This is a genomic window from Streptomyces sp. NPDC127068 (assembly GCF_042724695.1).
Classification (GTDB): domain Bacteria; phylum Actinomycetota; class Actinomycetes; order Streptomycetales; family Streptomycetaceae; genus Streptomyces.
In genome coordinates, this window is the sequence record NZ_JBHXEN010000052.1 from 38,609 (window position 1) to 59,676 (window position 21,068).

The following is a 21,068-nucleotide window of genomic DNA, read 5'->3' on the forward strand; positions in this document are numbered from 1 at the left end:
AGGGTGCGGAACCATGACCGGCCGACGCCGCACACGCACCCCTGCCACCCCTGCCGCCCCTGCCCCCGCCGCGGCCGGGCGGGCTCCCGCCCGGCTGCGGGCCGCCGCCCTCGCCGTCTGCGCCGCGCTCGCCGCGGGCTGCGGGGTGCTCCCCGGCACCTCCGACGGATCGGACTCCCCGCTCACCGTCATGACCTGGGCCCCGGAGAACACCAGGGCCACCAACCTGCCGGGCGTCCCGGCGATGGCCCGCGCCTACGCCCGCTGGGTGAACGCCGAGGGCGGGCTCGCGGGCCGCGAACTGAAGGTGATCACCTGCAACGACCACAACGACTCCGGGGGCGCCGCCGCGTGCGCCCGCCGGGCCGTCGCGGAGGACGTGGTCGCCGTCGTGGGCTCCTACAGCCAGCACACGCGGTCCTTCCTCAGCCCGCTGGAGATGGCGGGCATCCCGTACATCGGTGGCTACGGGGTCACCGAGGGGGAGTTCACCAGCCCGCTGTCGTACCCGGTGAACGGCGGTCAGCCCGCGTTGGTGGCGGGCATGGGACGCCAGCTCGCCGACCGCTGCTCCGCCGTGGCGCTGGTGCGGCCCGACACCTTCGCCGGGGACTCGCTGCCGCTGCTGCTGGACGCGGGCCTGCCCACCGACCGCCGGGAGTCCACCGTCGACGTGCGGGCCGCGGAGGAGGCCACCGACTACACCCGGCAGGTGCGCAAGGCCCTGGAGGAGGTCGGTGCGGCGCCCCGGGGACGGGGCTGCGTCGCGGCGGCCCTCGGCGAGCGCACCCGTACGTTCTTCGACTCGTTCCGGCGGATCCACGGCGCCGCACACCCCTCCCCCTCGGTACGGGTCGGGGCGGTGTTCGGCAGCGTGGACCAGTCGACCGTGGACAGCACCGGGGGCAGGTCGGGCCCGTACGAGGGCGCCCAGGTCACCGGGTGGTACCCGGTGAGCACCGACCCGCGCTGGGCCCAGATGCGCCGGGTGATCGGGAAGCACGCCTTCGACGACAACCGCATCGACCCGTCGGACGCGGGGGTGCAGACCACCTGGATCGCCTACACCGTGCTGCGGCAGGTGATCGAGTCGCTGGAGGGGCGCGAGGTGTCGGCGCACGCCGTGCGCAACGCCCTCGACGACGGTCTGAAGGTCGCCACGGGCGGGCTGACGCCCACGCTGAGCTGGCGGTTCGAGGACCTGCTTGCGGTGAAGGACTACCCCCGGGTGGTCAATGCGAACGTCACCTTCCAGACCGTGCGGGACGGCCGGCTGGTGGCGGCGCGCCCCGGGTTCGTCAGCATGGCCGAGACGCTGGAGGGCGTCCCCGCACCGGACTGAGCCGGTGCGGTCCCGGGCGGGCGGTCAGAGCTGGGTGGGCTGGCGGGGGGTCAGGTCGTACTTCGCGGCGACGGAGTTCCACAGGCCGGACGCCTTCTTCTTGGCCTCGGTGGCCTCGCCGCTCGCCCGGTTGCCCGCCCCCGCCTCCTTGGTCTGGCGGGCCTTGCCGCCGCGGCAGCCCTTCTTGCCCCGGACCCGGTCGGCCCAGTCCGCGTAGTGCTCGTCGGCCTCCGCGGACGCCTTCCACGCCGCGTTCAGGGCGCTGGTCAGCTCGGCGTGCCGGGGCAGTGCGTCGACGGAGAGTTCGCCCAACCTGGTCACCAGGTCGTTCCGCTCCCGGGCCGCCTCGCGCAGGTCGTCGGCGGCGTCGTCGAGGTCCTCGCACCGGTTGATGTCGGCGACGGCACTGATGACGGTGGCGCGGCTGCCGCCGCTGTCCGCGAGGAGCCCGTCCAACGCCTTGGCCTGGGCCCCGGCGCGGTCGGGTGCCTCGGTGGAGGGGGACGGCGCCGCCTCGGACGGTTCGCCGCCGGTCGACTCGGTCGCGGACACGGGCGCGCCGTCCGTGCCGGCGCCGGACGGGTCCCCTTTGCCGTCGCCGCCGATCAGGGCTCCGGTGCCGACGCCGATCACCACCAGGGCGACGCCGATGGCCACCAGGAGCGGGACCTTGGAGCGCTTCGCCGACGGGCGGGCGGCCCGTCGGTTGGCCGCCCGGCCCTGGTGCGGGGCAGCCGGGTGCGCGGCCCCGTGCGGCGGGGCGCCCTGGTGGGGGGCGCCGGGTCCGGGAGGTGTCGGGTGCGGGGCGCGGGGGCCCGGCGGCCGGGCGCGTCCGGGCTGGCCCGCGCCGGGGCTCCCGTCACGGAACAGGGCGTCGAACTCGGACGGCGGCGGACGTTCGCCGGGCGTGCCCGGGCGGATGCCGTAGGGCGCGCCGGTCGGGGCGGGCGGCACCTGGGGCAGGTGCTGGGTGGGCGCGTTGTGGACGTCGGGCGGGGCGGCGCCCAGGTAGTGGGTGTCCTCGGCGGGCCCGCGGGCCCCCGGGGGCGGGGTGCCGGTGGGTATCTCGGGCGGCAGGGCACCCGGTTGCACGGGCGGGATGACCTGCGTGGCGTCCAGGTGGCCGCCGGGCGCGGCCGGTACGGGCGCGATGATCCGGGTGGCCTCGGCGTCGCCGCCGGGCGCCGCGGGGACCGGCGGGATCAGCTGCGTGGCCTGGGCGTCGGGGCTGCCGAGCCCGGGCCCGGGTGCGGCGGGGATCGGGGCGATCAGCTCGGTCGGGGCGGCGTCGACGGGGGACGGTCCGCCGGGGCCCGCGGGGACCGGCGGGAGGTACTGGGTGGCGGGCGCGTCGCCGGCAGCCGCGGCCGGGAACGCTCCGGGCGCGGCCGGGAACCCTCCGGAGGTGGGCGGGAACCCTCCGGGAGTGGCCGGGTAGACCCCGGGGGTGGCCGGCGGGAAGCCGGGACGGCCGGCGTCGGGCGGATACGGGGGCGGCGCCTGCGGGTCGGACGGGACCGGCGGCAGCATGGCCGTGGCCTGGGCGTCCGGGCCGGCGGGCGGAACCCCGGCACCGTGCTCGGGGGGCAGCGGGCCCGCACCGTGGCCGGCGGGCTGCGCGGTGTCCCAGCCCACGACGGGCGGCGGCGGTCCTGCGAGGGGGGCGCCCCAGGGGGCCGGGCTCGACCCCGGCGGGGTCGTTCCGGGAGGCAGGAGCGGCCCGCTTCCGTCGGCGGGCAGCACGATGCCCTCGTGGGGCCGTCGCGCCGGGGAGGGATGCGCGTCCTCGCCCTGTCCGCTCTGCGTCACCGGGTGGTCTCCTTCGGATGAGGGAACTTCCGAACAGACCGGCCACGCTACCGGGTGGGGTGACCTGGGCGCGAAGCGGCCCGGGCCGGGCCCCGGCGACCGGGGCGGAATATCGCAATCACCTTGGGGAAACCGTTCTCGCCCTGGCGCGGGCGCAGTTGACCGGCCGCGGCGACCCGCCACCGGTCGACGCCGAGCCGCACCGCGAGGCGCGCGTTCGGCGGGGCGCTGCGACTGGACGCTTCGGCGGGGCACGGAAGCGGTCCCCGGTGCGCACACCGGTGGGCCGCTTCCGTGACCCGTCCCGCGCCGTTCCGATCGCCGTGCGCGGCTGGGGCGTCAGCGCTGCATCAGCCGGCCGTCAGGCCGCCTGGAGTTCCCACCGGGCTCCGAACTCCCGCACCACCGCCTCGTCACGGAAGGGTTCGAGCCGGTGGTGGAAGTCCTCCAGGTACTCGCTGCCGCGGTGGGAGCGCAGGGTGCCGAGGAGTTCGACGGCCCGCAACCCGGTGTGGCACGCCTGTTCCACCTCGCGCTGCTGCACCTGCGCGGTCGCGAGCAGCACCAGGGCGATGGCCCGGCGGCGGGCCCGGGTGGGCGGGTGTTTGTCCAACGCCTCCTGTGCGGTGCGGGCGGCGGCCTCGGACTGTCCGAGGTCGCGGTGGCAGTGGGCCAGTTCGTCGGCGAGGTAGGCCTCGTCGAAGTGGGCGATCCAGACGGGGTCGTCGCCCGCGGCGGACTCGGCGCGCTCCATCGCCGACACCGCCCGCCCGGACGCCGCCTGGGCCGAGCGCGCGTCCCCGAGGAGGGCGTGCCCCCGGGCCTCGGCGGCGTGGAACATGGCCTCCGCGCGCGGGGTGACGCGTCCGCGTGCGCCCTCCTGCGCCGCCCGGGCGAGCTGGGCGATCTCGCGCGGGTTGCCGAGTTGGGCGGCCAGGTGGCTCATGGAGGCGGCCAGGACGTACCCGCCGTAGCCGCGGTCGCCCGCGCCCTGGGCGAGCCGGAGCGCCTGGATGTAGTAGCGCTGGGCGAGTCCCGGCTGTCCGGTGTCGACGGCCATGTAGCCCGCCAGTTCGGTGAGTCGGGCGACGGCGGCGAACAACTCCCGCCCCACCGCTTCCCGGTAGGAACCGGCGAGCAGCCCGGACACCACGCTGTTGAGGTAGTGCACGACGACGGGCCGTACGTGGCCGCTGCCGTACTGGTGGTCGAGGTCGACGAGGGCCTGGGTCATCGCTCTGACAGCGGCCACGTCGGAGGTTCCCACCCGTGGCCCCGCCTGCCGGGCGACCTGGGCGTCCGGCGTGGAGATGAGCCAGTCCCGGCTGGGTTCCACCAGCGCGGACGCGGCCACCGACGAGCCCGACAGGAAGTCCCTGCGGCCCACGTCGCTGCGCCACAGCTCGCAGACCTGCTCGATGGCGCCGAGGACGGTCGGCGAGAACTGGAGGCCGACGCCCGAGGCGAGGTTCTTGCCGTTGGCCATGCCGATCTCGTCGATGGTGACCGTGCGGCCGAGTTTGCGGCCGAGGGCCTCCGCGATGATCGCGGGCGCCCTGCCCCGCGGCTGCTGCCCGCGCAGCCAACGGGCCACGGAGGTCTTGTCGTACCGCAGGTCGAGTCCGTGCTCCGCGCCGCACATGTTCACGCGGCGTGCCAGTCCGGCATTGGAGCAGGCGGCTTCCTGGATGAGCGCTTGCAGCCGTTCGTTCGGCTGTCGCGCGACGAGAGGCCGTGCGGCCATGAGGTGAACCCCCTGTTGCTGCGGCGTCAGCCAGTGCGCCGCCTCGTCTGGTCTGGGTCGTGTCCGGGTCTTGTCTGACATCGCGTCCGGTTCGAGTAGCTTTCGCACTGTTCAGTCGTCGGTCTCGGCGACTTCTCGCTGATCAATGCCCCGGCGACAAACGGAAGATGCGGGACATACGAGAAATGCCGGGGTAACAGCCGGTAGTCCGCCCCTACCCTGGTTACCCACAGCCGCGGCTCGACCCTCTGCGCGCCCCTGTCAGTGCACCCATGCGCCCCACCTGTGGGCCCGGGTGCACCGTGCCCGCGCGCGCGAGAGGGTCGTAACCCCCGACAGAAAGCGAGAGTTGAGAAGCACGTGGAAGAGACCATCGGAGTCACATCGACCGCCCAGATCCCCCAGCAGCGCGGCGAGGCGACGCTGGACACCGCCGTACGGTACGCCGAGGAACGGCACTGGGACGTCTTCCCCGGTACGTGGCTGGAGTCGATCGACGGCGTCCCCACGTGCTCCTGCGGCGCCGCCGACTGTGCCGCGCCGGGGGCGCACCCCACGCGCAAGGACTGGGCGGCCCAGGCGACCGGGAGCGCGTCGACCGCGCGCCGCCTCTGGGCGGACCAGCCCACGGCGTCGATCCTGCTGCCCACGGGCCGCACCTTCGACGTGATCGATGTGCCCGACAGCGCCGGGTTCCTGGCCCTGGCCCGGATGGAGCGCATGGAGTTGACGCTCGGTCCGGTGCTCTGCACCCCCGACCGCCGACTGCGGTTCTTCGTGCTGCCCGGTGCCTGCGCCAAGGTTCCCGACCTCGTCCGCGGGCTGGGCTGGCCGCCGTCCTCGCTGGACCTGTTGACCCTGGGCGAGGGTGCGTACATCGCGGCCCCGCCGACCCGGCTGGGCACCAAGGGCGCCGTCCAGTGGGCGAACCGTCCGACCGCCGCGAACCGTTGGCTGCCGGACGCCGAGGAACTGGTCAGTCCGCTGGCCTACGCCTGTGCGCGGGAGGCACGCCGATAGGCGCCCTCGTGCGCCCCTCGTCGCTCCGGGCCCCGGCGGGCGGGTGACCGCCCGCCGACGGTCCGCGCCGCACCGCGCCGACGACCACCGGGCGACCGGTCGGGTCAGGGGGGAACGCAGACGACCCGCAGGCCGTGGTCCCACCGCGGTGGGCGGCGGAAGCCGGCCGGACTCACCGGCGGCCTGCGGGTCGGGTGACTGCGTGGATTGGGCCGGTCGCACGCACGATCTCGTGCTGGTCCGGCACCGCACTCGGTGTGGTGACGGGCCTCAGCCCGCAGCCACCTCACTGGTCCGGTTCTCGCTCATGCTGCGAACCACCTCCCTTCTGTGTGCCCCCCACGCTAGGCACCTCCCCCGGCCCGTTCAACCGAATTAACGCGGGGCGCGGCCGACCGCCGGGCCGGGCGCCGGCGCGCGCACGTCGACATCTGCCCCCATGCGCCCCCACCTGCACGGAAGCCGCCCCCGGTGCCCCCGGAAGGCCCTCGAACATTTCCCCGCCCGGCCTCTTTGGGTGAACACTGTGTGGGGTGGGTCACGTTCGAGTTCAATGATCTGGAACGCGGTGCACGTACCCGACGCAGCGGATACGCGTACCCCACCGAGACGACCGACGACGACCGAGACGACGCGGTACCGGCCGGTTTCCGCGGACAGGGGGTGCCAGGTGAGTGCTTCCCGGCGCAGCGGGGCCACCGACGAGCTGGGACCGAGCGGACCCGGACGGGACGGTGCGGATCTGCTCGCGGCGCTGCTCGACGGCATGGACGCGGCGCTGTGCGCGTTCGACGCGGACGGGGTCGTCACCCACTGGAACCGCGAGGCCGAGCGGGTCCTGGGCTGGACCGCGGCCGAAGCGGTCGGCCGTCACGGGTTCTCCGGCTGGGCGGCGAGACCGGGCGACGCCGCCGGGATCGAGGAACGGCTGCTCGGGGCGATGCACGCCCGGGGCCGGCAGGTCCACGAGTTCGCCCTGCTCACCAAGGACGGCGGCCGGGTCCTGGTGCGCGTCCAGTCCGCGGCGGTGCGCGGACCCGACGGCGAGCCCGCCGGGGTCTACTGCGCCTTCAGCGAGGTGCACGCACAGATCGACCTGGAGCGCTCCATCGCCCTCAGCGAGGCACTGTTCCAGGACGCGGCCTTCGGTGTCGTCCTCGTCGACGCCGACCTGCGGCCGGCCGCCGCCAACGCGCACGCCGCCACCGCGCTCGGCAGCGGACGCACGGCCCTGCTGGGCCGCCCCCTCGGCGAGTTCCTGGCCCAGGGGGTGGAGGACCTGGAGGGCTCGCTGGCCCATGTGCTGGCCGAGGGAGCCCCGCCCGCCCCCGCCGATCTGTGGGTGACCGTCCGGCTGCCCGGCGGGGACGTCCGGCGCTGCTGGCGCAGCGGTTTCGTCCGGCTCTCGTCCCCGCTCGCCGAGGAACCCGTGCCGCTGGGCGTCGGCTGGCTCTTCCAGGACGTCACGGAGTCCAAACAGACCGAGCAGGAGGCGGCCCAACTGCGCTTCCGCGGCAACCAACTGCACCGGGCGGCCCGCGCGGCGGGCGAGTGCGAGGACCCGGCGGAAGCGGTCTCCGTGCAGCTCGACTTCTCGCTCGCCGGGTTCGCCGATCACGTACTGCTGGACCTGCTCACCGGGGACGGCGAACCGGAACCCGCCGGCGGACACCGGGCGGACGTCCAGGACGGCGCGGCCCCCGTACGGCTGGTGCGGGCGCTGACCACCCCGTCCGGGACCCCGGGGCCGGGCCTCGCCGCGTTCCGGTCGGGGCTGCCGCTGCGGTACGCGGCCGGGCACCCGGCGTTGCAGAGCGTGGAGCGCACCAGTTCGGTGCGGGCCAGCGCGCCGACCGACCCGCCGGGCCGCGCCCGGGAGTGGGCACGGTCGCGGCAGTGGCCCGAGGACTCGGTGCACGCCCTGTGCTCGGTGCTGCGCAGCCGGGGGCGGACGCTGGGCGTGGTGACCTTCCTGCGGGCGTCGAGCCGCCCCCGGTTCGAGCGGCTGGACGCCACCTACGCGGAGAGCGTCGTCACCCGGATCGCCGCCGCGGTGGACCTCGCCCGCGTGCTGGGCGCCCCCCGCGGCTGAGCCCGCGCCGGGCGGGTGCCGGGCGGGTGCCGTCAGCGGCTGTGGAAGATCCGGTCCCCGTACTCGTCCAGCACCTTGCCGTTCCAGTCGTGGCCGCCGTCGACGTTGCCGGACCGCAGCAACGGGGGCTGGATGCCGCGCTCCGCCAGCACCCCGGCGGCGGTGGCCATCACCGCCTGGAGCACCCCGCTGGTGACGACGGTCGACGCGGGCGCGAACGGGGCGTCGATGCCCTCGTGCACCAGGGTGGCGTCCCCGAGCGGGATGCGGGTGTCCAGGACGACGTCGCAGTGGTCCTTCAGGAAGCTGCCGGAGGCGTGCAGGGACCGGGTCTCGGTGGCGTAGGCGACCGAGGTGACCCCGATGACCCTGATGCCGAGGGAACGGGCGTGCATCGCCATCTCGACGGGCAGCGCGTTGCGCCCGGACAGCGAGATGATCACCAGCAGGTCGCCGGCGCGCAGCGGACTGGTGTCCAGGACCACCGTGGCGAGGCCGTCGACGCGTTCCAGGGCGGAGCCGAGGGTGGCGGGCTGGACGTCGACGACGGCGCCCGGCACCGTCAACAGGTTCATCAGGGCGAGGCCACCGGCCCGGTAGACGAGGTCCTGCGCGGCGAGCGAGGAGTGCCCGGCGCCGTAGGCGAAGAGCCGTCCGCCGGCGTCGACGGTGTCCGCGACGAGGGTGCCCGCCGCGGCGATCTCCTCCGTGTCGCGGTCGCGGACCTGCTGGAGCAGTTCGATGGCCGCGTCGAAGAACCGGTCGGCGAGCGTGGCCCCGGGGGCCTCCCCCCGGCCCTGTGCGCCCTGCGCGTCCCCGACCCCGTTGGCCCTGCTGTCGCTCATCGCCGATTCCCCTTCGTCCACGGTCGTCGCTGCGCGCGGGCAGGTGCGTCCGCCGTCCCCCGGGCGGACCGCCGGCCCGCGGGAAACCCCGCACGTCCGGTGGTCGGTCCCGCGCGGAGCGGTGCCGCGCGCGTGTCGCGGATCACCGTGCGTTGCGCACCGCCACGCTGTCAATACGCTCCGCGGACCGCCGCGGACGACCCGCCGAAGGACCTGGTGCGGGTGCCGTCGGGCGGGGCGGCGACGGGGCCGGGGCCGCCGATCGGCGGGTGGGGCCCGGTTGTCGGCGCGATGCGTCAGAATTGGGGCCAGGGGCCAGCGCACTCGCTAGTGCGGCACTAGCAAAGCCGAACGAGGGGCACGTACGTATGTCCGGACTGATCGACACCACAGAGATGTATCTCCGCACCATCCTCGAACTCGAAGAGGAGGGTGTGGTCCCCATGCGCGCCCGCATCGCGGAGCGGCTGGACCAGAGTGGCCCGACGGTGAGCCAGACGGTGGCGCGCATGGAGCGCGACGGTCTGGTGTCGGTCGCCAGCGACCGACACCTGGAGCTGACCGAGGAGGGCCGCCGGCTGGCCACCCGGGTGATGCGCAAGCACCGGCTCGCCGAATGCCTGCTCGTCGACGTGATCGGCCTGGAGTGGGAGCAGGTCCACGCGGAGGCGTGTCGCTGGGAGCACGTCATGAGCGAGGCGGTGGAGCGGCGCGTGCTGGAGCTGCTGCGGCACCCCACCGAATCGCCCTACGGGAACCCCATCCCGGGCCTGGAGGAGCTGGGCGAGAAGGACGCGGCGGACCCCTTCCTCGACGCGAGCATGGTGTCCCTCGCCGAGCTGGACCCCGGCAGCGAGGGCAAGAACGTGATCGTCCGGCGGATCGGCGAGCCGATCCAGACGGACGCCCAGCTGATGTACGCACTGCGGCGGGCGGGCGTGCAGCCCGGTGCGGTCGTGAGCGTCACGGAGTCCGCGGGCGGGGTCCTGGTCGGCAGCGGCGGCGAGGCCGCGGAGCTGGACGCCGAGGTCGCGTCCCACGTGTTCGTGGCGAAGAAGTGAGGACCCGGCCGGCCGGTTCGCCGGCCTGATCAAGGGGGGTGCGGGGTAGGGCTGTGCGCCCTGCCCCGTACGGTTGCGCCCCGCCCCGTTCCCCTACGCCCCGCCCCGTACCCGTGCGCCCGGACGCGCCGGCCCCGTGGCCCCGATCTGCTGGGACGGTTGGGACGACCTGGTGGACGAGTGGACCGCTGGGTGTTCACGTTCACACCGGATTCGGATTCTGTGTGTGGAAGGGCAGCGGCCGTCCCGTTCCCGTGCCAGGCTGTGCGTCAGGCATATGACTCGAAGGCTCGGGACCGCGCGGGAGGGTCCGGCCGCTCGGCCGGGGAGGGGCGAGCGATGCGCTGCGAACACGGGGCGGCACGTCCGGTCGGCGACCGGCGCGACGCACCCGGCCACACCGCACGGCGCCGCGCGGACGCGGGTGCGCTGACCGCGCACGTGCGCGGCGCGGGCCCGGCCACGGGGCACGCAGGCGCGACAGTCCCTGACCCGGGCGCAAGGCACCCGGCCGCGGGTACGGGTACGTCCGCGGGGGACGCGGGCATGAGGCCCCCCGCCGCAGGTACGGGCACGGCCGTGGGCGCGGTTACGGGGGACGCGGCCACGAAGACCTCCGGCTCGGACACGAAAGCACCCGCCCCTGGCTCCGGTACGTCCACGGGGGACCCGGGCACCGGCACGAGGCCCCTTGGTACGGGCCGGGGCGCACGGCACCCGGCCGCGGGCGCGAGCACCGGCCCCGCCCCGGGCACGGGGACCGCCCCGCGCACCGGGCACCCGGCCGTGACCCCGGCCGCGGGGGACCTCGCCGCGAAGGCAGCCGCCCCGGGTACTGGCCCGGCCGCGGGGCACGCGGGCGCGACGGTCCCTGACCCGGGCGCAACGCCCCCCGCGGCGGGTACGCACACCGGCCCCGCCGCAGGCACGGGCACGGCCGTGAGCACCGGCACGGATCAGGGCACATGGCGCCCAGCCGCGAGCACGCTCACGGGGGACACGCCCGCGAAGGCGTCCGGCTCGGGCACGGGGAACCCCGCCGCGGGCACCGGTACGTCCGCGGGGGACGCGGACACAAGGGCCCCGGGTACGGGCACGGCCGTGGGCACCGACACGAAGACCCCTGGTACGGGCCGGGGCGCGCGGCATCCGGTCGCGGGCACGAGCACGGGGACCGCCCCGCGCACCGGGCACCCGGTCGCGACCCCGGCCGCGGAGGCACCCGCCCCGGGTACGGGCACGGGCACGGCCGTGAGCACCGGCACTGGTACGGGCCGGGGCGCATGGCACCCGGCCGCGCGCACGCTCACGGGGGACGCGGACACAAGGGCCCCGGGTACGGGCACGGCCGTGGGCACCGGCATGAAGGTCCCTGGTACGGGCACGAGGGACCCGCGTACCGGGGCCCTTGGCGCAGGCACGGGGGACGCCGAGGCCCCGGTTCCGGACACGCACACGGACCCGGGCCGCCCTGGCCCTGGCACGGACACGGCTGCCGGGACGGACACGGGGACGGGGACGGGGACGGACGTGCTCGGTGCGGGGGCGAAGGGCACGGGCAGGCGCGGCGCGGCTCACCGAGTCCGCCACGGGCCCACCAGCACCGATCACGCCCCCGGGCCGCAGCCGCAGCGCACCCACATCGGGAGCAGCCCCGCCGACCCCACGGCCGGGGAACACACCACCTCGCCGGAAGCGCAGGGCCCCCAGAAACGGCCGAGCGCCGGCGAACACGCGGAGGGCCCCGGCGCCGAACGGCGCCGGGGCCTACCCTCCCCCTCGATGACCCGGAGCCCCGAGCTCCCAGGGTCATCCCCTTCGGACCGTGATCCCCGAGCGGCCCGCCTCCCGGGAAAGATCTCCCCAGGACCGGGGCGAGCAATCCTCGGAACCCATCACCCGAACGAGCGATGTTGCAGACGAAGACCACCAACCCGAACACGGGTTCGATAATCTGAGTCCGCAGGTCCACCGGACGGAGGGCGGGTCGTCAGACCACCGCATCCGCCCCGTCCAGTCCCGTCTCACATCAAGACCCGCAACAGCCCAGAAGAGCGTGCGAGCGGCCCGGCGGGCCGCCATCGAGGGGGTGCCGGAGCAATGGCGAGGCGAATCGACGTGACCGGGGCGGGCGGTGTGCGCCTGGCCGCCTGGGACTTCGCCGACCCGCCCAAGCCGGGGCGGCGGAACGCGCCGGGCGTGCTGTTACTGCACGGCCTGATGGGCCGCGCCTCCCACTGGGCGGACACCGCCCGCTGGTTGGGCGAACGGCACCGCGCGCTCGCCCTGGACCAGCGCGGGCACGGTCGTAGCGACAAGCCCGTCGACGGCCCCTGGGACCGGGAGGCGTACGTCGCGGACGCCGTGGCCGCACTGGAGCAACTCGACCTGGCACCCGCCGTGTTGATCGGCCACGCCATGGGCGCGCTGACGGCCTGGCAGCTCGCCGCGCGCCGGCCGGACCTCGTACGGGCCGTCGTCGTCTGCGACATGCGCGCCTCGGCGCTCGGACCGGCGTCGCAGCGCGAGTGGGAGCACTGGTTCGGCACCTGGCCGCTGCCGTTCGCCACCCTCGCCGACGTCCACAAGTGGTTCGGCGAGGACGACCCGTGGGTGGAGCGGCCCCATCCGTCGCGGGGCGCGTTCTACGCCGAGGTGATGGCCGAGTCGGCGGACGGTTGGCGGCCCGTCTTCGACCCCGCGCAGATGCTGGCCTCCCGCGCTGCCTGGGCGCACCACGCGCACTGGGACGAACTGGCGCAGGTCCGGTGCCCGACCCTGGTCGTGCGCGGACTCGACGGCGAATTGGGGCGGGCGGAGGCACAGGAGATGGTGCGGGTGCTGCCGCAGGGCCGGTACGCGGAGGTCGCCGATGCGGCGCACCTCGTGCACTACGACCAGCCCGAGGCGTGGCGCGCGGCGATCGAACCGTTCCTGGAGGACCTCGCACCGGACTGACGGGAACGCGCCGACTCCGCCGCGCGTTGCAGGGACGACCTGATCGTTTGACGCATGACCCGGCGGCGGCGTGGTCGGCGCCGGGAGGAGTGAGCACCGTATGGCCATGGTGGGTCTGTTCTGGATCGCCGAGGGCGATGTGTACGTGGGCGCGAAGCCGTCCGGTTCGGCCCCCGGGGTGCGGCTGACCGCCGAGGGGGTGCTGCCCCTGGGCGACGGGCAGCCCGGCTTCCACCTGTGGGAGGACGTGCACGCCCTGACGGTGGTGGACGTCCCCGCGAAGTCCCTGGTGCGGCAGGTCGGCGCGGTCAAGGACCTGGTCCTGGACACGGTGCTCAGCCTGACGATGGCCGGGACCCCGGGCGGGCCGTACGAGGCCCCGGCGCTGATGACGGTGCGCGTGGAGACGCCTGACGGCGAGCGGGAGTTGGCGGCGCACGTCGCCGCGGCGGCCGGCTACTCGTCGACGGAGGTCGACCTCTCCCGCGCCCTGCTGTCCCGGCTCACGGAGGGCGCCGCAACGCTGGCGACGACGCTGGCGGCGATGTCCGAGTGGGGTCGCAAGCGGGACGGGGCCACGCCGCGGGCGGCGGAGCGCGAGGAGTTGCTGCGGAGTTGGGTGGGCTAGCGCTCGGGGTTCAGGGGGTGGTGGTGGGCCTGCGGGTGAGTGCGGTGGTGGTGCCGAGGAGGAGGGTGGCGAGGGCCAGGGCGAGGGCGGTGCGGGAGTCGGCGGGGTGCAGGACCCAGGCCCAGCGTTCGGGTCGGCCGCCGGGTCCCCAGCCGGCGGCGGCGCAGCCGAGCGGGGCCACGGCGATGAGTGCGCCGGCGGCGCGGTGTCCGACCCAGGGGTGGAGGAGGAGGGCGAGTCCGATGTAGCCGGTGATGTTGCGGCTGAGGACGATGGCCATGTCGGTGGGGTGGATGAGGTGGAGGAGGAGTGCGGCGGTCAGGACGGTGGTGGCGAGGGTGAGGGCGAGGGCGACGTCGAGGTGGTGGGGGGTGCGGACGGCGACGTTCTCGGTGGGGTGGTCGGCGCGGGCGGCGCCGTGCATGAGGAGGACGGCGGGGGCGAGGGTGATGAGGTGGCCGACGAGGAAGTCGCCGGCTTGGCCGGTGAGGGCGGGGAGGGGGAGGTGTGCGGTGCCGATGAGGAGGCCGAGGAGCCAGGTCGCGGCGGTGCCGATCGCGAGGGCGTGGGCGGCGCGGATCTTGAGCCACCAGATCATCGGGTGCCCTTCCCGGGGTCGAGGTCGGGTCGGGTGCCGCAGGTGGCGAGGGCGGCGCGGTGGTGTTCGTACCAGGCGAGTTGGACGTCGCGGGGCTGGTTCCTGATCTTGCGGGCGAGGGCGGCTTCGGGGGCGCCGAAGCGGCCGGCGACGACCGGGTGGGGTTCGCCGGCGGTGGCGTAGAGCCAGGCGGCGAGGGGGAGTTCGGCGTCGGCGGCGGGGTAGGGGGCGCCGCGCAGGGCGCAGGCGGGGGGTTCGGGGAGGAGTCCGGAGGCGACGCCGGCGGGGACGTCGGCGGCGGTGGCGTCGGTGGGGATGCCGAGTTTGCTGGCGTCGGGGCCCGGTCGGGCGGCCATGGTGAGGGTGTCGGGGACGCGTACGCCGGCGCGTTGCAGTCGGGCGACGGCGGTGCGGGTGGCGCGGTCGACGGTGGTGGGGTGGCGGACTTCGGGCCAGAGGCAGACGGTGGGGCGGCTGCCCGTGCAGTGCAGGGCGGCCGGTGGGCGGGGGCGTACGACGGTGTCGGTGAGGTCGCGGGCGAGGTGCGCGGCGAGTGCGGTGCCGCCCGCGGTCAGGGCCAGTGCCGTGAGCAGGGCGAGGAGTCGGCCGCGGAAGCGGATGAGGGCGAGCGCGGCGAGGCTGACCGAGGTGGCGAAGGTGCCGGCGCTCCACAGGGCGGCGGGGTCGAGGGTTTCGTCGACGGCGCAGCAGCCGTCCAGGCCGCCGGCGACGAGGTGTCGGGGCCACCAGAGGGTGAGGGCGGCGGGGTAGGCGTTGACGACGAAGCTGCCGACGAGGGCGAGCGGTGCGGCCAGCACCCCGGGCAGGACCCGGCCGACGACCGAGCCGACCAGGATGTTCGCGAGGAGCAGCCCGATCATCACCAGGAGCACGCCCGGTGGGGGCAGTCCGGGGCCCACTCCGGCGGCGCTGACGGAGGTGAGGAGCGCGGCGAGCAGGGCGAGCAGGCCCAGTACGGCGACGGGGAGGAGCACGGGGGCGGTGATCGCCAGCGGGCCGCGGGCGGCGGTCTGGTCGAAGACCCGGCCGCGGGTGAAGCGGGCGACTTCCCAGGCGGCGACGCCCGCGCAGACGGCGTTGACGAAGGGCAGGGCGAAGGTGGCGTTGGCGGTGGCGGAGGGCCAGTAGCCGACGGTGACCCAGGAGGACAGGTCGTCGCCCAGGGCCAGCAGGACGAAGGCGATCAGGAAGGGCAGGGCCCAGGTGGCCGCGGAGGACCGGAGTGCGGTGCGCAGCAGCACGGGTCAGACCTCCCGTCCGACGAGTTGGGCGTAGGCGGCCTCGGCGCGTTCCCGCGGGGAGGGGTCGGCGGCGGCGAGGGCGTAGAACTCGGCGGTGGTGCCCTGGAAGCGGACGTGTCCCCGGTCGAGGACGACGACCTGTTCGTAGAGCGCGGCGAGGTCCTCCGTCTGGTGCGTCGACACCACGACCTGCACCGTGGCACTCAACTCCTCCACCAACGTGCGGAACACGCCGCGCTGTTGGGGATCGAGGCCGGCCGTGGGTTCGTCCATCAGGATCAGCTCGCTGCGGTGGGTCAGGGCCGCGGCGATGCCCATGCGCCGCAGCTGCCCCCCGGAGACCTGATGGCTCTTGCGGTCCGCCAACGCCTGGAGCCCGACCCGCTCCAGCGCCCGGCTCGACGCCTCCCACGCCGCCCCGCGCGACAGGCCCTTCAGCCACCCCGCGTACGCGACCTGCTCCCGCACCGTCAATCCGGGTACGGCGGTGACCTGTTGCGGAATCCAGGCGACCGCCCGCCGGTACCGGGCCGTGGCCCGTCGACCGGTGGGTGCCGCGTCCGCCCAGGTGACCGTCCCGCGCGGGGGCCGCAACTGCGAGGCGGCGAGCGCCATCAGGGTCGACTTGCCGGCGCCGTTGGGTCCGAGCAGCACCGTGGACGGACCCGCGAGGCACAGGTCCAGGCCGGAGAACACCTCCGCGTTCCGGTGGTAGCGAAAGGAAAGATCACGAAATACCAAGGCCATGGGTCGCACAATCCGCCGACCTCACGGCGGAGGCGGCTAGTCAGCGGCAATGGGGGACGCCCCGGCTGCCGACTCGCTCCGGGACGTCCCGAGTATGGCGGGATCAGTATTTCGTCGTCACGGAATCCACCCAGAGGAAGCTTCCGTTCCAGACACCCCAGAGTTCGAAGTAGTAGGTGCCCTTCGACACGTCTTTCCAGGTGGCCGTCTTGCAGGTGTTGGTCCTGGTTCCCTGGTGCTTGTCCGGCCCGAAGACGTCGCGCCACAACTTGAGCTGGGCCTTCCGGAACCCGCCGCCCCCGTCGGACTCGCAGCCGCGGAAGCGGACGGAGGTCTTGACGGAGTCCCGGTTGCCGTCCGTCCAACGGCGTGACTCGTCCCCCGGCTGCCAGGCCGAGATGTACGAGGAGAAGCTCCCCTCGGCGTGCGCGGGGACCACACCGGCGACCCCCAGCAGCACAGCGCCCACGATCACACCACGCGCAACACGTCGCACTTTCGCACTCATGCCTTTCCCCCTGTCTGGCGATCCCGGGCGGAACCGCCTGGAAATGCGGAGGAAGGGTGCACTCGCCTCCCCCCGGATGACGCATGCACAACTCTGCGCCGACGATTGCATATCGACACTATCCGCCTCGAACTCATCACATGAGATGACCGCTCATGAATGACTGAATAGGGGGAGGTATTTGGATCATGAATTGACTTGTATGAAGAGAAGTTGATCTGAATACCCGCGGCTCAGGGGAACGGGCCGTACGAGTCCCCCGCGGGGGAATCGTTCACGGGCGGTTGGCCGGTTCCACGCGAACGCTGCACCGCGCTCGGTCGGCGGTGCAGCGCCGGGCGGCTCCCGTCCGCTGCCCTTCGCAGGGTCAGGGGGGCAGGGGGTCAGAGGGGGATGCCGGCGAGCTTCGCCATGCGCAGCAGCTCCGGGTTGCTGCGCCGGTGCAGGGAGGACACGACCCGGAACACTTCGCGTCCCATCGGATTCATCCGAGCCATCTGCGGGGCGGCCTCCCAGGCGATCCGGAGGTTGGTCAACGCCCCGTCCCGGTCGCCGACGTCGAGTCCCGCCCGAGCCAGGTTGATGCGGGTCGCGGCCACCCGGGTCGGAGTCAGATCGGCCAGCGCGGCGTCGATGTCCCCGGCCATCGCCAGGGCCTCCCGAGGACTGCCCAAGTCCAACCTCGTGGCAAGGACGTGTGTGGTGGTGTTCCGCACGCCGAAGATCATGGAGTGGCGGTTCCACTCCATTCCCGCAAGCTCCTCAGCGGCGTTCCAGGCGGACCTGATGTGCCGTTCGGCCTCCCGCCGGCCCTCGCGCTTGTCCTCCAGCCGCCCCGCGAGGGTCATGCCTCGCAGGTTCAGGACGCCCACCGCGAAGGCCCGCTCCTGCCCCGAGAGCGACGGGCTCGACTGGGCGGCCACGATCGCACGCTCCACCAAGGACAGCCCGCCCTCGTAGTCGCCTCCATTCAGGTACGCCCCGGCCCGGTCCCGGTCAGCGATGGCCGCCCCCAACGGATCGGCGCGCTGGTCCACGGCCCAACGTTGCCGAGTGACGGCCAGCTCCGCCATGTCCATCCAGCGGTGTCGGGCCGCCAACCAGTAGACGGCGCTGTACACCTCAGCCAACGAGTTCCACGCCTCGGCCGAATGCACAGCGAACGCGTGGGCCGTCGCGTCCCGGAGCAGGTTCGGCAACAGTTGCGTCAGGCGGGCCACGTCGAAGGCGTCGCGAAGGGCACTTGCGCGCATCACCCCATCGCGCAGGTCACTATCCGTCACCGTCCGTTCTGTGGGTACGTCGTAGTCACGCAACGCCGAGCGCAGATCAGTGAGCGACTCTTCCGCCTCCTGGTGCACAGCGGCCTTTCCCAGCACCTCCGCGACGGTCAACCCCATGGGCTTGCCGAGCGCAGCGGCAACCGCGGGGGTCAGGGCTCTGTCCCCCACCTCGATCTTGGACAAGAGCGAGAGCGACACTGCGGCTCGTCGTGCCAGTTGGGCCTGTGTCAGCCCGTGCGCCTTGCGCAGGACCGCCAGGTTCTCGCCGGGCGCCAGCCCTGCTGTGAATTCGGAGTGGCCCGGTGCGCTCATGACTTCCGCCCTCCTCGCGATGTGCGTACTCACCCCATGGTCATGGACCGCTTTCCCGACCCACGAGCCTTGTGCAACCCACGTGCAAGCCCGGCTACTTCGGGGCGCCGTTGACTATCTGTACACGATCGAACACAACCCGGCGACCGGGGTCACCGGTTCGGGTTGGTCACCCGGAAAGGGAGTCGACAACGTGGATCGAGACACCGAGGAAACGAGCAGGTCAGGGCTACCAGCAGACAACGGACCACGCCTCGTGCGGTTGCTGCCCTGGAGTACCGACCAGGGCAAACCGTGCTTCTTGGTGAGCGATGCGGGCGGTGCGACCGACGGCGGGCACAGCGTGCTCGGACAGATGGCGGACGACCTGGAACGCATGCACCTCCGACACGCCACCGTGCTGCTGGACCGGGCCGGGGAGCTGATCGCGGACCAGCGGGCCGACAGACGCGAACTGCGGTTCCTGGCCGACCAACTGCGCACGTCCTTGCGGGAGGTGACCCGGATCGCAGACAGCCGGGGCGCCCGACTGACCGCCGCGACAGGGCCGGACTGGACCGAGCGAACGGCGCGCGACGCGTGACCCGGGCACCCGTCCGGCATCGGCGGGCGGCGGCCCGGGGGCTCAAGGGCTGAGGCGCTCCACGTGCCACGCGTCGCCGCCCGCGGCGCCCCGCACGTAGCGGAGCCGGTCGTGGAGCCGGTTCTCGCGGCCCTGCCAGAACTCGACCGTCTCGGGCACCACCCGGAAGCCGCCCCAGTGCGGCGGGACGGGGACCTGCTCGCCCTCGGGGTAGCGGGCGGCCAGCTCCTCGTACGCCCGGTCCAGCTCGGCGCGGGAGGCGACCACCGTCGACTGGCTGCTCGCCCAGGCGCCGAGTTGGGAGCCGTGCGGTCGGGTGCGGAAGTACGCGGCCGTCTCGTCACGACCGGTCCGGGTCGCGATGCCCGTGACGTGGACCTGCCGGGCCATCGGATGCCAGGGGAAGAGCAGCGCCACGTGCGGATTGGCGTCCAGGTCGCGGGCCTTGCGGGAGCCGTAGTTCGTGTAGAAGACGAAGCCCTCGTGGTCGAACTGCTTCAGCAGGACCGTACGGGAGCTGGGGCGGCCCTCGGCGTCCGCGGTGGACACGATCACGGCATTGGGCTCGTACAGGGAGCCCTCGTCCGCGGTGCGGACGGCGTCCCGGAACCAGCGCGCGAACTGTTCCACGGGGTGGGCCGCCAGTTCGGCCTCGTCGAGACCTCGGGCTCGGTAGTGCTCGCGCATCACGGCCGGGTTCGGATGATCGACGGAGTCGCGGTTCACCCCGTCATCCTGCCGTACCGCGGCGGGCGACGGTACGAGGGGCCGGGCGCCGGCGGGAGGGACCGGCCGCCCCCGGAACAAGAAGATGGCACTCAGTGCCGCAAACTCTCCCGTTTGAAGGCACCAAGAGATACGGTCTTCCTGTCGAACCGGTTGGACGGCCGCCCCCACGGGGCATCACCGGGAGGACGGGTCGGTTCCGTGCGCCCCGGGACGGCCGTGGAACCGACGACGGACCCCGCCACCGTCCACCAGCACTTCCATAGCGCGCAACACGATCCCCCGGCCGTCGCGTACCCCGCCCGGCCGCCGCACACGGTCATCCGCACGGTCACCCCCGGGGCACCCCCGCGACCGCGCGCCGTCCACACAGAGGAGCCGCCTCATGTCCGATTTCGTACCCGGACTCGAAGGAGTCGTCGCGTTCGAAACGGAGATCGCCGAACCGGACAAGGAGGGCGGCGCCCTCCGCTACCGGGGCGTCGACATCGAGGATCTCGTGGGGCACGTGTCCTTCGGGAACGTCTGGGGCCTGCTGGTCGACGGGGCGTTCGCCCCCGGGCTGCCCGCGGCGGAGCCCTTCCCGATCCCCGTGCACTCGGGTGACGTCCGGGTGGACGTCCAGTCGGCGCTGGCCATGCTGGCGCCCGCCTGGGGACTGAAACCCCTGCTCGACATCAGCGACGAGCAGGCCCGTGACGACCTCGCGCGCACCACGGTGATGGCCCTGTCGTACGTGGCGCAGGCCGCGCGGGGCCAGGGGCTGCCGATGGTTCCGCAGCGCGAGATGGACAAGGCCGGTTCCGTGGTGGAACGGTTCATGATCCGCTGGCGCGGCGAGCCCGACCCCCGGCACGTGGCCGCCGTCGACGCCTACTGGACGTCGGCCGCGGAGCACGGCATGAACGCCTCCACGTTCACCGCACGGGTCATCGCCTCCACCGGTGCCGACGTCGCCGCCGCCCTGTCCGGCGCGGTCGGCGCGATGTCCGGACCGCTGCACGGCGGGGCGCCCTCCCGGGTGCTCGGCATGATCGAGGAGATCGAGCGGACCGGCGACGCGCAGGCGTACGTCCGGGGCGTGCTGGACCGGGGCGAGCGGCTGATGGGCTTCGGGCACCGGGTGTACCGGGCCGAGGACCCGCGGGCGCGGGTGCTGCGGCGCACGGCGCGGGAGTTGGGTGCGCCGCGCTTCGAGGTGGCGGAGGCGTTGGAGAAGGCGGCCCTGGCGGAGCTGCACGCCCGCCGGCCGGACCGGGTGCTGGCCACCAACGTCGAGTTCTGGGCGGCGATCGTGCTGGACTTCGCGGAGGTTCCGGCGCCCATGTTCACGTCGATGTTCACCTGTGCGCGCACGGCCGGCTGGTCGGCGCACGTGCTGGAGCAGAAGCGGACCGGACGGTTGGTGCGGCCGTCCGCGCACTACGTGGGGCCCGGGGTGCGCAGCGCCCGGGGCGTGGACGGGTACGCGGACGTCACGACGGGCTGAGCGGACGCGCCGGCGCGCGTTCCGAGGCACACGCGTTCCGAGGCACTGAGTGCCTCGGAAC

17 protein-coding genes are annotated in these 21,068 nt (G+C 74.1%); 8 read left to right on the forward strand and 9 right to left on the reverse strand.

All coding sequences use genetic code 11. The features are described from left to right. The first annotated feature begins 13 nt into the window (after positions 1–13). The gene (locus ACFWIA_RS27675; RefSeq protein ID WP_387009659.1) at positions 14–1,342 is read left to right on the forward strand and encodes an ABC transporter substrate-binding protein; all 1,329 of its coding nucleotides are present in this window, start codon (positions 14–16) and stop codon (positions 1,340–1,342) included. Between the two features lie 24 nt (positions 1,343–1,366). Here ACFWIA_RS27675 and ACFWIA_RS27680 read toward each other — a convergent pair whose 3' ends face one another. Then, on the reverse strand, positions 1,367–3,151 hold the full coding sequence (locus tag ACFWIA_RS27680) for a hypothetical protein (protein WP_387009661.1): 1,785 nt from the start codon (positions 3,149–3,151) through the stop codon (positions 1,367–1,369). A gap of 361 nt (positions 3,152–3,512) precedes the next feature. After that, positions 3,513–4,895 carry a transcriptional regulator gene (locus ACFWIA_RS27685; protein ID WP_387009663.1) on the reverse strand — a complete coding sequence of 461 codons (1,383 nt, stop codon included), beginning with the start codon at positions 4,893–4,895 and terminating at the stop codon, positions 3,513–3,515. 360 nt (positions 4,896–5,255) lie between these two features. On the opposite strand from ACFWIA_RS27685, the gene ACFWIA_RS27690 reads away from it, so the two are divergent. Together ACFWIA_RS27690 and ACFWIA_RS27695 are read left to right on the forward strand one after the other, a co-directional pair. Beyond that, on the forward strand, positions 5,256–5,915 hold the full coding sequence (locus ACFWIA_RS27690; protein WP_387009665.1) for a bifunctional DNA primase/polymerase: 660 nt from the start codon (positions 5,256–5,258) through the stop codon (positions 5,913–5,915). Between the two features lie 670 nt (positions 5,916–6,585). Beyond that, on the forward strand, positions 6,586–8,007 hold the full coding sequence (locus ACFWIA_RS27695; protein WP_387009667.1) for a PAS domain-containing protein: 1,422 nt from the start codon (positions 6,586–6,588) through the stop codon (positions 8,005–8,007). A gap of 32 nt (positions 8,008–8,039) precedes the next feature. Here the strand turns inward: ACFWIA_RS27695 and ACFWIA_RS27700 are convergent, their stop codons facing one another. Further along, positions 8,040–8,852, reverse strand: coding sequence for an SIS domain-containing protein (locus tag ACFWIA_RS27700; RefSeq protein WP_387009669.1), 813 nt, complete (start codon positions 8,850–8,852; stop codon positions 8,040–8,042). Positions 8,853–9,220: 368 nt separating this feature from the next. Here ACFWIA_RS27700 and ACFWIA_RS27705 point away from each other — a divergent pair, with 368 nt between their 5' ends. The 3 genes from ACFWIA_RS27705 (at position 9,221) to ACFWIA_RS27715 (ending at position 13,499) form a co-directional block, all read left to right on the forward strand. Beyond that, positions 9,221–9,913: a metal-dependent transcriptional regulator gene (locus ACFWIA_RS27705; RefSeq protein ID WP_387009671.1), complete on the forward strand. Its 693-nt coding sequence runs from the start codon at positions 9,221–9,223 to the stop codon at positions 9,911–9,913. A gap of 2,100 nt (positions 9,914–12,013) precedes the next feature. Continuing rightward, positions 12,014–12,871: an alpha/beta fold hydrolase gene (locus tag ACFWIA_RS27710; protein ID WP_387009673.1), complete on the forward strand. Its 858-nt coding sequence runs from the start codon at positions 12,014–12,016 to the stop codon at positions 12,869–12,871. A 100-nt stretch (positions 12,872–12,971) separates the two neighbouring features. Further along, positions 12,972–13,499, forward strand: a complete 528-nt coding sequence (locus tag ACFWIA_RS27715) for a hypothetical protein (RefSeq protein WP_387009675.1) — start codon at positions 12,972–12,974, stop codon at positions 13,497–13,499. A 10-nt stretch (positions 13,500–13,509) separates the two neighbouring features. Here the strand turns inward: ACFWIA_RS27715 and ACFWIA_RS27720 are convergent, their stop codons facing one another. From ACFWIA_RS27720 to ACFWIA_RS27740, 5 genes are all read right to left on the reverse strand, one after another. Next, complete coding sequence (locus tag ACFWIA_RS27720) at positions 13,510–14,097, reverse strand: hypothetical protein (protein ID WP_387009677.1); 588 nt, start codon at positions 14,095–14,097, stop codon at positions 13,510–13,512. After that, positions 14,094–15,359: a hypothetical protein gene (locus tag ACFWIA_RS27725; RefSeq protein ID WP_387009679.1), complete on the reverse strand. Its 1,266-nt coding sequence runs from the start codon at positions 15,357–15,359 to the stop codon at positions 14,094–14,096. Before ACFWIA_RS27725 ends, ACFWIA_RS27720 begins: the two co-directional genes overlap by 4 nt. Positions 15,360–15,362: 3 nt before the next feature. Then, positions 15,363–16,106, reverse strand: coding sequence for an ATP-binding cassette domain-containing protein (locus ACFWIA_RS27730; protein ID WP_387009681.1), 744 nt, complete (start codon positions 16,104–16,106; stop codon positions 15,363–15,365). A gap of 103 nt (positions 16,107–16,209) precedes the next feature. Then, complete coding sequence (locus ACFWIA_RS27735) at positions 16,210–16,575, reverse strand: hypothetical protein (RefSeq protein WP_387009683.1); 366 nt, start codon at positions 16,573–16,575, stop codon at positions 16,210–16,212. 422 nt (positions 16,576–16,997) lie between these two features. Continuing rightward, positions 16,998–18,209: a helix-turn-helix domain-containing protein gene (locus ACFWIA_RS27740; RefSeq protein WP_387009685.1), complete on the reverse strand. Its 1,212-nt coding sequence runs from the start codon at positions 18,207–18,209 to the stop codon at positions 16,998–17,000. A 304-nt stretch (positions 18,210–18,513) separates the two neighbouring features. On the opposite strand from ACFWIA_RS27740, the gene ACFWIA_RS27745 reads away from it, so the two are divergent. Beyond that, positions 18,514–18,792 carry a hypothetical protein gene (locus tag ACFWIA_RS27745; RefSeq protein ID WP_387009687.1) on the forward strand — a complete coding sequence of 93 codons (279 nt, stop codon included), beginning with the start codon at positions 18,514–18,516 and terminating at the stop codon, positions 18,790–18,792. A gap of 42 nt (positions 18,793–18,834) precedes the next feature. Here the strand turns inward: ACFWIA_RS27745 and pdxH are convergent, their stop codons facing one another. Continuing rightward, positions 18,835–19,479 carry a pyridoxamine 5'-phosphate oxidase gene (gene pdxH, locus ACFWIA_RS27750; protein ID WP_387009695.1) on the reverse strand — a complete coding sequence of 215 codons (645 nt, stop codon included), beginning with the start codon at positions 19,477–19,479 and terminating at the stop codon, positions 18,835–18,837. Positions 19,480–19,903: 424 nt separating this feature from the next. On the opposite strand from pdxH, the gene ACFWIA_RS27755 reads away from it, so the two are divergent. Next, on the forward strand, positions 19,904–21,007 hold the full coding sequence (locus tag ACFWIA_RS27755; RefSeq protein ID WP_387009689.1) for a citrate synthase 2: 1,104 nt from the start codon (positions 19,904–19,906) through the stop codon (positions 21,005–21,007). The last annotated feature ends 61 nt before the right edge of the window (positions 21,008–21,068 follow it).